General features: G+C 57.5%; 15 protein-coding genes. 10 read left to right on the forward strand and 5 right to left on the reverse strand.

The genetic code is table 11. The features are described 5' to 3' along the window. The first annotated feature begins 17 nt into the window (after positions 1-17). The 7 genes from KB892_RS11180 to benD all read left to right on the forward strand — a co-directional run bounded on the left by KB892_RS11180 (position 18) and on the right by benD (position 6,270). Positions 18-1,181, forward strand: coding sequence for a muconate cycloisomerase family protein (locus KB892_RS11180; protein ID WP_014343109.1), 1,164 nt, complete (start codon positions 18-20; stop codon positions 1,179-1,181). A 19-nt stretch (positions 1,182-1,200) separates the two neighbouring features. Further along, on the forward strand, positions 1,201-1,491 hold the full coding sequence (catC, locus tag KB892_RS11185; protein ID WP_002906471.1) for a muconolactone Delta-isomerase: 291 nt from the start codon (positions 1,201-1,203) through the stop codon (positions 1,489-1,491). A 66-nt stretch (positions 1,492-1,557) separates the two neighbouring features. Beyond that, positions 1,558-2,484 (forward strand): catechol 1,2-dioxygenase, encoded by a 927-nt coding sequence (gene catA / locus KB892_RS11190; RefSeq protein WP_004175986.1) that lies wholly within the window; start codon positions 1,558-1,560, stop codon positions 2,482-2,484. 109 nt (positions 2,485-2,593) lie between these two features. Beyond that, on the forward strand, positions 2,594-3,976 hold the full coding sequence (locus tag KB892_RS11195) for a Rieske 2Fe-2S domain-containing protein (protein WP_004200054.1): 1,383 nt from the start codon (positions 2,594-2,596) through the stop codon (positions 3,974-3,976). Next, a complete protein-coding gene (benB, locus tag KB892_RS11200; RefSeq protein WP_004200052.1) occupies positions 3,976-4,461 on the forward strand; it encodes a benzoate 1,2-dioxygenase small subunit in 486 nt (161 codons plus the stop codon). Before KB892_RS11195 ends, benB begins: the two co-directional genes overlap by 1 nt. Positions 4,462-4,470: 9 nt before the next feature. Continuing rightward, the gene (benC, locus tag KB892_RS11205) at positions 4,471-5,487 is read left to right on the forward strand and encodes a benzoate 1,2-dioxygenase electron transfer component BenC (RefSeq protein WP_004200050.1); all 1,017 of its coding nucleotides are present in this window, start codon (positions 4,471-4,473) and stop codon (positions 5,485-5,487) included. A gap of 9 nt (positions 5,488-5,496) precedes the next feature. Further along, complete coding sequence (gene benD / locus KB892_RS11210) at positions 5,497-6,270, forward strand: benzoate diol dehydrogenase BenD (RefSeq protein ID WP_004143751.1); 774 nt, start codon at positions 5,497-5,499, stop codon at positions 6,268-6,270. Here benD and yddG read toward each other — a convergent pair. Beyond that, positions 6,267-7,145, reverse strand: coding sequence for an aromatic amino acid DMT transporter YddG (gene yddG / locus KB892_RS11215; protein ID WP_002906464.1), 879 nt, complete (start codon positions 7,143-7,145; stop codon positions 6,267-6,269). The two genes, benD and yddG, sit on opposite strands and share 4 nt — an antisense overlap. Positions 7,146-7,370: 225 nt before the next feature. Between yddG and fdnG the strand changes: the two genes are divergently transcribed. Genes fdnG through fdnI form a run of 3 tightly spaced genes read left to right on the forward strand, consistent with a single transcriptional unit; the run spans position 7,371 to position 11,963 of the window. Further along, entirely contained in the window at positions 7,371-10,418 is a 3,048-nt protein-coding gene (gene fdnG / locus KB892_RS11220) for a formate dehydrogenase-N subunit alpha (RefSeq protein WP_085956052.1), read from the forward strand. 11 nt (positions 10,419-10,429) lie between these two features. Further along, positions 10,430-11,314 carry a formate dehydrogenase subunit beta gene (gene fdxH, locus KB892_RS11225; protein WP_004143747.1) on the forward strand — a complete coding sequence of 295 codons (885 nt, stop codon included), beginning with the start codon at positions 10,430-10,432 and terminating at the stop codon, positions 11,312-11,314. Continuing rightward, positions 11,307-11,963, forward strand: coding sequence for a formate dehydrogenase-N subunit gamma (gene fdnI, locus KB892_RS11230; RefSeq protein ID WP_004175992.1), 657 nt, complete (start codon positions 11,307-11,309; stop codon positions 11,961-11,963). The genes fdxH and fdnI overlap by 8 nt, the downstream gene beginning before the upstream one ends. A 52-nt stretch (positions 11,964-12,015) precedes the next feature. On the opposite strand, the gene KB892_RS11235 is transcribed toward fdnI, so the two are convergent. The 4 genes from KB892_RS11235 to KB892_RS11250 all read right to left on the reverse strand — a co-directional run bounded on the left by KB892_RS11235 (position 12,016) and on the right by KB892_RS11250 (position 14,029). Continuing rightward, complete coding sequence (locus tag KB892_RS11235; RefSeq protein WP_017896314.1) at positions 12,016-12,342, reverse strand: CcdB family protein; 327 nt, start codon at positions 12,340-12,342, stop codon at positions 12,016-12,018. Continuing rightward, entirely contained in the window at positions 12,339-12,524 is a 186-nt protein-coding gene (locus tag KB892_RS11240; RefSeq protein ID WP_014343108.1) for a hypothetical protein, read from the reverse strand. The genes KB892_RS11235 and KB892_RS11240 overlap by 4 nt, the downstream gene beginning before the upstream one ends. Before the next feature lie 178 nt (positions 12,525-12,702). After that, positions 12,703-13,521: a polyphosphate kinase 2 gene (ppk2, locus tag KB892_RS11245; RefSeq protein WP_004200045.1), complete on the reverse strand. Its 819-nt coding sequence runs from the start codon at positions 13,519-13,521 to the stop codon at positions 12,703-12,705. A 67-nt stretch (positions 13,522-13,588) separates the two neighbouring features. Next, positions 13,589-14,029 carry a VOC family protein gene (locus KB892_RS11250; protein WP_002906451.1) on the reverse strand — a complete coding sequence of 147 codons (441 nt, stop codon included), beginning with the start codon at positions 14,027-14,029 and terminating at the stop codon, positions 13,589-13,591. Between the last annotated feature and the right edge of the window lie 251 nt (positions 14,030-14,280).

A 14,280-nucleotide genomic window follows, 5' to 3' on the forward strand; every position in this document is an offset into this window, starting at 1 on the left:
TGGCACAGACCCCCGTTATGGATGTGGGTACAAAAAGTTATATATCTCATCAGGAACAGAAGATGACTGCCACCATAGAGCAAATCGAGAGCTGGATTGTGGATGTCCCGACCATCCGGCCGCATAAATTGTCGATGACCACCATGGGCTGCCAGTCGCTGGTGATTGTGCGCCTTACCCGTTCCGACGGCATCTGCGGCATCGGCGAAGCCACCACCATCGGCGGCTTGAGCTATGGCGTTGAGAGCCCCGAGGCCATCTTGTCAGCGATCACCCATTATCTGACGCCGCTGTTGAAAGGGCAGCCGGCCGATAACCTGAATGCGCTGACCGCCCGCATGAACGGCGCCATTAAAGGCAACACCTTTGCGAAGTCCGCCATCGAAACCGCACTGCTCGACGCCCAGGGCAAAGCCTTAGGTCTGCCGGTATCAGCCCTGCTCGGCGGCGCGCTGCAAACGGCGTTGCCGGTGCTGTGGACCTTAGCCAGCGGCGATACCGCGAAAGATATCGCTGAAGGAGAGAAACTGTTGGCCGAAGGCCGCCACCGGGCGTTCAAACTGAAGATCGGCGCGCGTGAACTCGCCACCGACCTGCGTCATACCCGCGCCATCGTTGAAGCGTTAGGCGACCGCGCCAGCATCCGTGTCGACGTCAACCAGGCCTGGGACGCCGCCACCGGCGCGAAAGGCTGCCGCGAACTGGCGGCGATGGGCGTCGATCTTATCGAACAGCCGGTCAGCGCCCACGATAATGCCGCCCTGGTGCGGTTTAGCCAGCAAATTGAAACCGCGATCCTCGCGGATGAAGCGGTCGCGACCGCCTACGATGGTTATCAGCTGGCGCAGCAGGGCTTTACCGGCGCTTACGCGCTGAAAATCGCCAAAGCCGGGGGGCCGAACAGCGTGCTGGCGCTGGCCCGCGTCGCGCAGGCGGCAGGGATTGGCCTGTACGGCGGCACCATGCTGGAAGGCACCGTAGGGACCGTGGCTTCTCTGCACGCCTGGTCGACGCTGCCGCTGCAGTGGGGTACCGAGATGTTCGGCCCGCTGTTGCTGAAAGACGATATTGTCAGCGTGCCGCTCACCTTTGCCGACGGTCAGGTGGCGCTGCCGCAAACGCCGGGACTTGGCGTCGAGCTGGATGAAGACAAACTGCATTTTTATACCCGCCAGCCGTAGCGGGGAACAGGAGAAAAAAATGTTATTTAAAGTGGAGATGACCGTCAATATTCCGCCTGGCTTTCCCGCCAACGAGGCGGAGGAAATAAAACAACGCGAAAAAGCCTATTCGCAACAATTACAGCGGGAAGGCAAATGGCGGCATATCTGGCGCGTTGCCGGCCTTTATGCCAACGTCAGTATTTTCGATGTTCAAGATGCCGAAGAATTGCATCAAATATTAATGGGATTGCCGCTATATCCCTTTATGGCGATAAAAGTGGAAGCCCTCTGTCGTCATCCGTCATCAATTCGCGATGACGATCGCTAATAATAATATCTGACCTCACGCCGGTATTACCGGCGTATACCCTGCAAAATATAAGAGAGAACCAGTATGAGTAATGTATTCGTACAACAGCCAGCTATTCAGAAATTATTACGCGACAGTGCCGGATTAGATGTTGCCGGCGGCGATGAACGTTTTAAGGCGATTATTCATCGTCTGCTGGAAAATATCTGCACGCTCATCGACGACTATAACGTTACGGAAGAAGAGTTCTGGCACGCGGTAAACTATTTGCACGAGCTGGGCGGGCGTCAGGAGGCGGCGCTGCTGGCGGCGGGTCTGGGACTGGAGCATTTCCTCGATCTGCGCCAGGACGCCATCGACGCGGCAGCGCATCGGGAAACCGGCACCCCGCGCACCATCGAAGGGCCGCTGTACGTGGCTAATGCGCCGCTGGCCGAGGGTCACGCCCGCATGGATGATGGCGCCGACGCCGGAGAAGTGATGTGGCTGCACGGTGAAGTCAAAGACACCGAAGGCCGGCCAGTGGCCAACGCTATTGTTGATATCTGGCACGCCAACACCCTCGGAAATTATTCCTTCTTCGACCCAGGCCAGAGTGAGTACAACCTGCGCCGGCGGATCCGCACCGGCGCCGATGGCCGCTACAGCGTGCGCAGCATCATGCCCTCCGGCTACGGCTGCCCGCCGGATGGCCCAACCCAGAAACTGCTGGACAGACTGGGTCGCCACGGCAACCGTCCGGCGCACATTCACTTTTTCGTCTCCGCGCCGGGTCATAAACATCTGACCAGCCAGATTAACCTCAATGGCGATAAATACCTGTGGGACGATTTTGCCTTTGCCACCCGCGACGGCCTGATTGCCGATCCGGTAAAAGTGACCGACCGCGAGATCATCGCGCAGCGCAATCTTGAGGGAGAGCACACCGAGGTTTGTTTTGATTTCACCCTGTGTAAAGCGCTGAGCGCCGACGAAGAGCAGCGCGGGATCCGCGTGCGCGCCAAAGAGTAAGCGGCATTATCGGCCCCGGGCACGCTACTGCCCGGGCCAGATATTGCACTCGAAAACGAAGAATTCACCCTGTTTCTTTCATCCTGAATCCTGCAGGAGGGACCGACTCATGCAAAAAACGCTCTCGACGCTCAAAGACAAAATCAATAATGCCTTAGTTGTCGACCGTGAAAATCATATTTACCGCTGCCATCGTTCTATATTTACCGACCAGCAGTTATTTGATTTTGAAATGAAACATATCTTCGAAGGAAATTGGGTTTTTCTTGCCCATGAAAGCCAGGTTGCCGAGCCGGGAGATTATTATACCCTGACGCTGGGACGGCAGCCGGTTATTATTACCCGCGATAAAAAGAATGAGCTGCACGCGCTAATTAACAGCTGCGCTCACCGCGGCGCCATGTTATGTCGACGCAAAACCGGGAATAAAAATTCTTTCACCTGTCCGTTCCACGGCTGGACCTTCAGCAATAATGGCAAATTATTAAAGGCCAAAGATGAGAGCACTGGCGGCTATCCGCCGAGCTTTAAACAAGACGGCTCCCACGACCTGCAAAAGTTGCCGCGTTTTCAGTCCTATCGCGGTTTCTTATTCGGTAGCCTCAATGACGACGTGCAGCCGCTGGAGGCCTATCTCGGGGAAACCTGCAAGATTATCGACCTGATCGTCGACCAGGCGCCGGAGGGGCTCGAGGTACTTAAGGGTTCGTCGAGCTATGTATATGAGGGCAACTGGAAACTGGGCGCGGAAAACGGCGCCGATGGCTATCACGTCAGCGTGGTGCACTGGAACTACGCCTCAACCATGTCACGCCGCAACTATGAAGCGGAAGGGACGCACGCGGTGGATGTCAACGGTTGGTCAAAAAGCCTCGGCGGCGGCTATGGATTTGATAACGGCCATATGCTGTTGTGGACCCGGGCGCTCAACCCGGAAGTGCGCCCGGTCTATGCCCACCGCGAACGGCTGCAGGCGGAATTTGGCAAACACCGTGCCGACCAGATGGTCAACGAAACCCGCAACCTGTGCCTGTACCCCAATGTCTACCTGATGGATCAGTTCTCGACGCAAATCCGCGTAATCCGCCCCATTGCGGTGGATAAAACCGAAGTCACCATCTGGTGCTTTGCGCCGAAAGGGGAATCCGACCAGGCCAGAGCGCTGCGAATCCGCCAGTACGAGGATTTCTTTAACGTCAGTGGGATGGGGACGCCGGACGACCTCGAAGAGTTCAGCGCCTGTCAGCGCGGCTATCTCGGCGAAAATCTGCCATGGAGCGACCTCAGCCGCGGCGCGCTGCGCTGGGTCGATGGCGCGGATGAGCATGCGCAACATGCTGGCTTTTCGCCGCGGTTAAGCGGGGTGAAATCGGAGGACGAAGCGCTGTACATCGCTCATCACCACCACTGGCAGACGCTGATGCTGGCGGCCATTGAACAGGAACAACAGCGTTACGACCAGTCCATTACCCAGCGCGTGGAGGTGGCCTGATGCTTAACCTCGAACAGGTTCGCCAGTTTCTCTACTACGAAGCCCGTCTGCTGGACGATCGTCAGTGGGACGAATGGCTCAGCTGCTACAGCCCGCAGGTGGTCTACTGGATGCCGGCGTGGGGCGACGATGACCAGCTGACCCGCGACCCGCAAAAAGAGATTTCGCTTATCTACTACCCCAACCGCGAAGGGCTGGAGGATCGCGTCTACCGCATTAAAACCGAGCGCTCCGGGGCCAGCACGCCAGAGCCGCGGACCACCCATATCATCAGCAACGTTGAGCTGATGGGCGAAAGCGACGAGGGTCTGGAGGTGCGTTACAGCTGGGTCACCTGGAGCCATCGCTATCAGCACACTGATGCCTATTTTGGCTCTACCTGCTGCACGCTAATTGAGCAGGACGGCAGGCCGCAGATCGTCCGTAAAACCGTGCGCCTGAATAACGACTATATCCGTCAGGTGATTGACGTTTACCACATTTAAGAGGCGCTTATGACCTTCAATATTGCTCTTAATTTTGAGGACGGCATTACGCGATTCATTCAATGCCATGCCGGGGAGAAGGTGCTGGATGCGGCCTATCGCCAGAAGGTAAACCTGCCGATGGACTGTTCGGACGGCGTTTGCGGTACCTGCAAATGCCACTGCGCCAGCGGTGAGTACGACCTGGGTGAAGATTATCTCGACGAGGCGTTAAGCGACGACGAAGCGCAGGCCCGTCAGGTGCTGACCTGTCAGATGGTCCCGACCAGCGACTGCGTGATCGATGTGCCGGTGGCCGCCGCGCAGTGTAAAACCGCGCTGACCAACACCGGGGCGCAGGTACGACAGGTGAATTTACTGTCCGATACCGCCATCGAACTGGTGGTCGCCCTCGATGAGCCGCTGGCCTTCCTGCCGGGGCAGTACGTCAACATTCAGGTGCCGGGTACGCCTCATGTCCGCGCCTACTCATTTAGCTCGCAACCGGGCTCCCTCGAAGGGCGTTTTCTGATCCGTAACGTGCCTGGCGGGATGATGAGCCAGTGGTTAACCCAGCGGGCGCGGCCCGGCGATCGTCTTACCCTCAGCGGCCCGATGGGCAGCTTCTATCTGCGCCACGGCGAACGTCCGCTGCTGATGCTGGCGGGCGGTACCGGCCTGGCGCCGCTGCTCTCCATGCTCCATACCCTGCAGACACAGGGCAGCCAGCGTCCGGTGATGCTGCTGTACGGTGTTACTCGTGACTGCGATCTGGTGAAAACCGACGCGCTGGATACCTTTACTCAACAGCTGACGGGGTATCGTTGGCTACCGGTGGTGGCCGATGAAAACAGCACTTGTCCGCAGCGCGGCTTTGTCACCGACCATCTCGACGACGCGATGCTGAACAACGGCGACGTGGACATCTATCTCTGCGGCCCGCCGCCGATGGTTAACGCGGTTGCCACGGCGTTGCGCGACCGCGGGATCACCCCGGCGGGGTTCTGGTATGAGAAATTTATCGCCAGTCAGAGCGCGGCGGCATAAGGAGACAAAATGCGTTTTACCGATAAAGTCGTCGTCATCACCGGCGCGGCGCAGGGCATTGGCCGCCAGACGGCGGAGCAGGCGGCTGCAGAAGGCGCGGCTCTGCTGCTCATCGATCGCTCGTCATACGTCCATGAGCTGGCGGCGACGCTGGCGCAATCCGGCTGTCTGGTGCTGGCGCTGGAGGCGGATCTGGAAGCGTGGGAAAGTACCGAGCAGGCGTTTGCCGCCGGGGTCGCTCATTTTGGCCGTATCGACGTGCTGATCAACAACGTTGGGGGCACCATCTGGGCGCGCCCCTTTGCCGAATATCAGCCGGAGCAGATTGAGAAAGAGATCCGCCGCTCGCTGTTCCCCACGCTGTGGGGCTGCCGCGCGGCGCTGCCATGGATGCTGAAGCAGGGCAAAGGCAGCATCGTCAACATTTCGTCGGTGGCGACGGCGGGAGTGAATCGGGTGCCGTACTCGGCGGCGAAAGGCGGCGTTAACGCGCTGACCCGCTCGATTGCCATGGAGTACAGCGGCAGCGGTATTCGGATTAACGCCGTGGCCCCGGGCGGGACCGAGGCGCCGCCGCGCCTGACGCCGCGTAACGAAGAGCAGCCGAGCGAGCAGGAAAAGGCGTGGTATCAGCAGGTCGTCGATCAGACGGTGGCGAGCAGTCTGCTGCACCGGTACGGCACGCTGGCGGAACAGGCGAATGCGATCCTGTTTCTCGCCAGCGATGAGGCCAGCTATATCACCGGCGTGACGCTGCCGGTAGCAGGAGGCGATCTCGGCTAACGGCGGGTGGCGTACCAGCAGAGCAGGGAGCCGAGACATACCATCCCGGCCCCCTGCCAGAAGGACCACGACAGGGTCGCACTCAGCAGGATCGCCGCCAGCGCAGAGGAGAGCACCGGCGTGAAGTAGGAGGCCGCCGCCAGCAGGCTGACGTTGCCGTGCAGGATGCCAACGTTCCACGCCGCGTAGGCCAGCCCCAGCGCCACGGAGACCGTCATCAGCTTAATGACCACCGGCCAGCTAAACAGCATCGGCGGCTGGTCGCTGGCGAGGAATTTCAGCCATAGCGTCAGGGCGGTTAACAGGACGAACAGCGTAATGGCGTTTTTACCGCGGGCATATTTGGCCGTCACCGTGCAGTAGGCGGCCCAGATAAACGCCCCGACAAAGGCCAGCAGATAGCTAAGCGGGCTGGAAATGACGTTACTGATAATCTCATCGGGCTGTAGCCCATGCTCACCGCCCAACACCCAGCCAACGCCCAGCAGGGCGAGAATCAGGCCGGGGATCACCAGCCAGCTGCTTTTCTGGCCATTAAAGAGAATGGCGAATAAAATCGTCAGGCTGGGCCACAGGTAATTGACCATCCCCACCTCAATGGCCTGCTGGCGGCTGGCGGCATAGCCCAGCGACAGCGCGAGGCAGATTTCATAGCTGACAAACAGCACGCTGCCGGCCAGCAGATAGCGACGCGGGATCTGGCGCAGGTTGGGAAAGCCGACGGTAAAGATCAGCAGCAGGCCGCTAAGGCTGTAAATCATCGCCGCGCCGCCGACCGCTCCCAGTCCTTCGCTGACGCCGCGAATCAATCCGACCATCGTGCTCCATAAGATAATGGCGGCGAAGCCGATGGTCGTGGCTCTCTTTTTCTCCATGCTTTTCCTGATGGTTACGCAAATGCAGCCGGCATATATATCATCTTTTTATCGGTGAGGGGCGAAATTTTCCGCCGTTGCTAACCCTTAGGGATTAGCGAAAATGGCCAGGGCTGGCGATTAAGGGGGCGAAGGTTTTCCTCCTTGATTTGACGCAAATTTTCCCGGGATTTTGCTGTTAGTTTCCTCCGCGCGATGAATCAACATCCTGCATGGAGGAATGCAATGGACGTCAGCCGCAGAAAGTTCTTTAAGATCTGCGCAGGCGGTATGGCCGGAACTACCGCCGCCGCCCTGGGCTTTGCCCCTAAAATGGCGCTGGCTCAGGCACGCAATTTCAAATTGCTGCGTGCGAAAGAGATCCGCAACACCTGCACTTACTGCTCCGTGGGCTGCGGGCTATTAATGTATAGCCTCGGCGACGGTGCGAAAAACGCCAAAGAAGCGATCTACCATATCGAAGGGGACCCGGACCATCCGGTGAGCCGCGGCGCGCTGTGCCCGAAAGGGGCAGGCCTGCTGGACTATGTCCACAGCGAAAACCGTCTGCGTTATCCGCAATACCGCGCCCCGGGCTCGGATAAATGGCAGCGCATCTCCTGGGATGAAGCCTTTAACCGCATCGCCCGACTGATGAAAGCCGACCGCGACGCCAACTTTATTGAAAAGAATGAACAGGGCGTGACGGTTAACCGCTGGCTTTCCACCGGCATGCTGTGCGCCTCGGCGGCAAGCAATGAGACCGGCATGCTAACGCAAAAATTTGTGCGATCGCTGGGTATGCTGGCGGTAGACAACCAGGCGCGCGTCTGACACGGACCAACGGTAGCAAGTCTTGCTCCAACATTTGGTCGCGGTGCGATGACCAACCACTGGGTGGATATCAAAAACGCCAACGTCGTGGTGGTGATGGGCGGTAACGCCGCCGAAGCCCATCCGGTGGGTTTCCGCTGGGCGATGGAGGCGAAAAACAATAACGACGCCACGCTGATCGTCGTCGACCCGCGCTTTACGCGTACCGCGTCGGTGGCCGATATCTATGCGCCGATTCGTTCCGGTACCGACATTACCTTCCTGTCGGGCGTGCTGCTGTACCTGATCGAAAACAATAAGATCAATGCCGAGTACGTTAAGCATTACACCAATGCCAGCCTGCTGGTGCGGGATGATTTTGCCTTCGAAGAGGGGCTGTTCAGCGGCTACGATGCGGAAAAACGCCAGTACGATAAATCGTCCTGGAACTACCAGTTCGATGAAAACGGCTACGCCAAACGCGATGAAACGCTCACCCACCCGCGCTGCGTGTGGAATCTGCTGAAGCAGCACGTTTCCCGCTACACGCCCGAGGTGGTCGAAAACATCTGCGGTACGCCGAAAGCGGACTTCCTTAAAGTGTGCGACGTGCTGGCCTCAACCAGCGCCGCGGACCGCACCACCACCTTCCTGTATGCCCTGGGCTGGACGCAGCACACCGTCGGCGCGCAGAACATCCGCACCATGGCGATGATCCAGCTGCTGCTCGGCAATATGGGGATGGCCGGCGGCGGCGTCAACGCCCTGCGCGGCCACTCTAATATTCAGGGGCTGACCGATTTGGGCCTGCTGTCGACCAGTCTGCCGGGCTATTTGACGCTGCCATCGGACAAACAGACCGATCTGCAAAGCTACCTCAGCGCCAACACGCCGAAGGCGACCCTGCCCGAGCAGGTGAACTACTGGAGCAACTACCCGAAATTCTTCGTTAGCCTGATGAAATCCTTCTACGGCGAGGCGGCGCAAAAAGAGAACGACTGGGGCTTTGAGTGGTTACCGAAGTGGGACCAGGCTTACGACGTTATCAAATACTTCAATATGATGGATAACGGCAACGTCACCGGCTATATCTGCCAGGGCTTTAACCCGGTTGCCTCCTTCCCGGATAAAAACAAAGTGGTTCGCAGCCTCAGCAAGCTGAAATATATGGTGGTTATCGACCCGCTGGTGACCGAAACCTCGACCTTCTGGCAGAACCACGGCGAGTCTAATGATGTCGACCCGTCGGCGATTCAGACCGAAGTCTTCCGTCTGCCGTCGACCTGCTTTGCCGAAGAGGACGGTTCGATCGCCAACTCCGGCCGTTGGCTGCAGTGGCACTGGAAAGGTCAGGATGCCCCAGGTGAAGCGCGCAATGATGGCGAAATCCTTGCCGGGATTTACCATCGCCTGCGCGAACTGTACCGCACCGAAGGCGGGAAGGGCGCGGAACCCCTGCTGAAGATGAGCTGGCGCTACAAGCAGCCGGACCATCCGGAATCGGAAGAAGTGGCAAAAGAGAACAACGGCTACGCGCTGGCGGATCTCTACGATCAAAATGGCACTTTGCTGGCGAAAAAAGGCCAACTGCTTAATAGCTTCGCGCTGCTGCGCGATGACGGCAGCACCGCGTCGTCTTGCTGGATCTATACCGGCAGCTGGACCGAGCAGGGTAACCAGATGGCGAATCGTGATAACGCCGATCCTTCGGGCCTGGGCAATACGCTGGGATGGGCCTGGGCGTGGCCGCTCAATCGTCGGGTGCTGTACAACCGCGCTTCGGCCGATATCAACGGCAAGCCCTGGGATGCGAAGCGGATGCTGATCCAGTGGAACGGCAGCAAGTGGGTCGGGAATGATATTCCGGACTTCAATACCGCGCCGCCAGGGAGCAACACCGGGCCGTTTATCATGCAGCAGGAGGGGTTGGGTCGCCTGTTTGCGCTCGATAAACTGGCGGAAGGGCCGTTCCCGGAGCACTACGAGCCGATGGAAACCCCGCTTGGCACTAACCCGCTGCACCCGAAAGTGGTCTCCAGCCCGGTGGTGCGGTTGTATGAAGAGGACGCCATTCGCTTAGGTAAGAAGGATAAATTCCCGTATGTCGGGACCACCTATCGTCTGACCGAGCATTTCCACACCTGGACCAAGCATGCGTTGCTCAATTCCATCGCGCAGCCGGAACAGTTTGTCGAAATCAGCGAAGGGCTGGCGAAAAGCAAAGGCATCGCTAACGGCGATTGGGTGAAAGTCAGCAGCAAGCGCGGCTTCATTCGCGCGGTTGCCGTGGTGACTCGCCGACTGCGCACGCTGAACGTCAACGGCCAGCAGGTGGAGACCGTCGGGATCCCGCTGCACTGGGGTTTTGAAGGCGTGGCCCGTAAAGGCTACATCGCCAACACCCTGACGCCTAACGTTGGCGATTCCAACTCGCAAACGCCGGAATACAAGGCGTTCCTGGTCAACATCGAGAAAGCGTAAGGAGCGATTCAATGGCGATGGAAACCCAAGACATTATTAAACGCTCCGCGACCAACCCGATCACCCCCGCGCCGCGCGCGCGGGACTATAAAGCGGAAGTCGCCAAGCTTATCGATGTCTCCTCCTGCGTGGGCTGTAAAGCCTGCCAGGTGGCCTGTTCCGAGTGGAATGACATCCGCGATGACGTGGGGCACTGCGTCGGGGTGTACGACAACCCGGCGGATCTCAGCGCCAAATCCTGGACGGTAATGCGTTTTAGCGAGACCGAACAGAACGGCAAACTGGAGTGGCTTATCCGCAAGGATGGCTGTATGCACTGCGCAGAGCCGGGCTGCCTGAAGGCCTGCCCATCCGCCGGGGCGATTATTCAGTACGCCAACGGCATCGTCGATTTCCAGCAGGAAAACTGCATCGGCTGCGGCTACTGCATTGCGGGGTGTCCGTTTAACGTCCCGCGCCTCAATAAAGAGGATAACCGGGTCTATAAATGCACCCTGTGCGTGGATCGGGTCAGCGTCGGCCAGGAACCGGCCTGCGTGAAAACCTGTCCTACCGGCGCGATCCACTTCGGTACGAAGAAAGAGATGCTGGAGGTGGCCGAGGAGCGGGTGGCTAAGCTTAAAAAACGCGGTTATGCCAACGCCGGGATTTACAACCCGCCGGGCGTCGGCGGAACCCACGTGATGTACGTCCTGCATCATGCCGACCAGCCGGAGCTGTATCACAAGCTGCCGAAGGAACCGCAGATCGATACCAGTATCAGTCTGTGGAAGGGGGCGCTGAAACCGCTGGCGGCGGCGGGCTTTATCGCCACCTTCGCCGGGCTGATTTACCACTACATCGGTATCGGGCCGAACAAGGAAGTTGACGACGACGAGGAGAAGCATGATGAGTAAATCGAAGATGATTGTGCGCACAACGTTTATCGATCGCGCCTGTCACTGGACGGTGGTTATCTGTTTCTTCCTCGTGGCGCTGTCGGGAATATCGTTCTTCTTTCCGACGCTACAGTGGCTAACGGAAACCTTCGGCACGCCGCAGATGGGGCGTATTCTGCACCCGTTCTTTGGGGTGCTGATTTTTGTCGCGCTGATGTTTATGTTCGTGCGCTTTGTCCACCATAACATCCCTGATAAACAGGATATTCCGTGGCTGAAAGGCATCGTCGAGGTGCTGAAAGGCAACGAGCATAAGGTGGCGCGCGTCGGTAAGTATAACGCCGGGCAGAAGATGATGTTCTGGACCATCATGAGCATGATATTTGTGCTGCTGGTGACCGGGGTGATTATCTGGCGCCCATATTTCGCGGAATATTTCCCGATGCAGGTGATTCGCTATAGCCTGCTGATTCATGCGACGTCGGCCATCATTCTGATCCACGCCATCCTTATCCATATGTATATGGCGTTCTGGGTGAAGGGGTCGATTAAAGGCATGATCGAAGGCAAGGTGAGCCGCCGCTGGGCGAAGAAACACCACCCGCGCTGGTATCGCGATGTCGAACGCCTGGAGGCGATGAAAGAGAATCGTGAAGGGATGAAGTAAGCCTTCACGGCGCGAAACCCGCTCCGGAGATGTCGGAGCGGGTTCCCGGCAGTCAGCAGTTCGTGATAAGTGTATCGATTGAATCGATAACGCCCTGGCGCGCATGACTCAGATTGCAGACGAAATCCTGTGGCGGGATCCGTTTATTATTTAAGTTACTGCTCATTGGCGTACAAAGTAAAAAGCTGTCAAATTCTATATTTATCCTTGGTACGGCATGCTGATGCCAGCGTGGTAACTGTTGTGGTCGCATTAAAGGAATAATGACTCTCGTGGCCAGGTCTGTATAATAATCATTCTGCACGATCATATAATATGGCAGGGTTTTATTTGTCTGAGCAGAACAATTTCGATAAACATTGAATTGTTCAAGCATCATAGCACCCTGAAAAATTCATCATCAGTAAGAGTGCCTCCTTTTGTAATAAATTCATTCATTGCGGCAATGAATTCCTTGTGCTGTCGCTGTTTATCCGCTTCTCGTAAATCCTTACCTGGCTGTTCTGACGCCTTCTGGACGGGTACGTCAGTGGGTCTTTTACGTAGCGTATTACTTTTCATCATAGGCTCCTTGCGGTTGGTTCTGTGATTATTGACTTTACCCACTAAAAAATAAATACCAGCAGTAAGTTTAATATTTATTTTGCGAGACAGCTTCCAGAGGGAAGTAACAGCCTGAAATATTCATGGTTATAGTAATAAACCTGGCGCTGGCATTAACCAGCGCGACGGGAAATAATCAAAACTTCTCCGGAATAAAGCGGAAAGGAAAATTAGTCTGTTTCATTTTGCCAATTTTGCGCTTCGGCAGCGTCACAGGCTCCACCGGTAAAGCTTCATAGGGGATCTGCGACAGCAGATGGGTGATGATATTCAGACGCACGCGCTTTTTATCCTCCGAGCGGGCGACGAACCACGGCGCCCAGGCGGTATCGGTGGCGGCGAACATGGCGTCGCGGGCAGCGGTATATTCATCCCAGCGGTTGAAAGACTTAATGTCCATCGGCGAGAGCTTCCAGATTTTACGCCCGTCGTCGATGCGATCCCGCAGACGGCGCTCCTGTTCCTGCGGAGAGACCTCCAGCCAGTACTTGAGCAGAATAATGCCCGATTCGACCATGCCGCGCTCCACCATCGGCGCGCCGTCGAGGAACTTCTGCACCTCCTCCGGCGTACAAAAGCCCATCACCCGTTCGACGCCGGCGCGGTTATACCAGCTGCGATCGAAAATCACGATTTCGCCGGCCGCCGGGAGATGCTTGATATAGCGCTGAAAGTAGAGCTGGCTTTTTTCGCGCTCGGTGGGCGAGGGTAAGGCGACGACCCGAAAGATACGCGGGCTGACGCGCTCGGTGATGGCCTTAATGGTGCCGCCTTTCCCGGCGCCGTCCCGGCCTTCAAAGACAATGCACACTTTCAGTCCCTTGTGCACTACCCAGCGCTGCAGTTTCACCAGCTCAACGTGGAGTTTGCGCAGCGCTTTCTCGTACGCTTTGTTGTCGAGCGGCGCGATTTTTGTCGCCGTGTCGACCGGATTACCGCTTTTCTTGTTGCCCATCGCCATGCTCCGTGTTGCCGAGGTATCCCTTTGAAGTGTAATCCTCCCCCGGCGAGGCGGTGGAAAATTATTCGCCGGGTTTTCCCGCCAGGATGACTTCCAGTCCCACCCGCTGCCCCCACGACAGCTCCAGGGTGTTACCGTCCGGGTCGGCAAAGAAAGCGAAATAGCCCACCGGATCGCCCAGCTGCTCCGGCTCCCGGCGTAAAACACCTTCCCGCCGTGCGAGGGCCACTTTCTCATCGATCTCGGCCTGGGTGGCGCAGGCGACGCCGAGATGGCCGAACGGTCCCAGCGGCGTATCGGCCGGATCGTCACTTTGCACCAGCACCAGGGCGAAAGGCCGGGTGCGGTCGCTGAGCCATGCCACTTTCCGCGCCGAGGGGAGGTCGGGCTCGCGCTGGTGAATGACGGTCATCGCGGTATAGCGGGTATAAAAATCGATGCTGCTGGCCAGACAGCGGACGGTAAAGGCGACATGAGTAAAACCGACATCAACACTTTGCATGGATAATTCTCCCAAGGTGAACGATGTTTTGACTTTACAACCTCAAGTTAACTTGAGATCAATGAGGTGTTTATCTCTTTGAGCTCACTGATTTTGATAGGGGATTGTTTCTACGAAACCACGCCGCCGGTATGCCACGCGGCTGGGGAACATGAACGAATCAGGCTGTTGTATGGAGGAAACTGCCGTCGGGCGTTTTTAGCTGGTGTGTCGGGGCGGGATAGTAAATAATGCCGGCCGGCTCTCAATAC

This window comes from Klebsiella sp. P1927, from assembly GCF_018204675.1.
GTDB lineage: Bacteria > Pseudomonadota > Gammaproteobacteria > Enterobacterales > Enterobacteriaceae > Klebsiella > Klebsiella pneumoniae.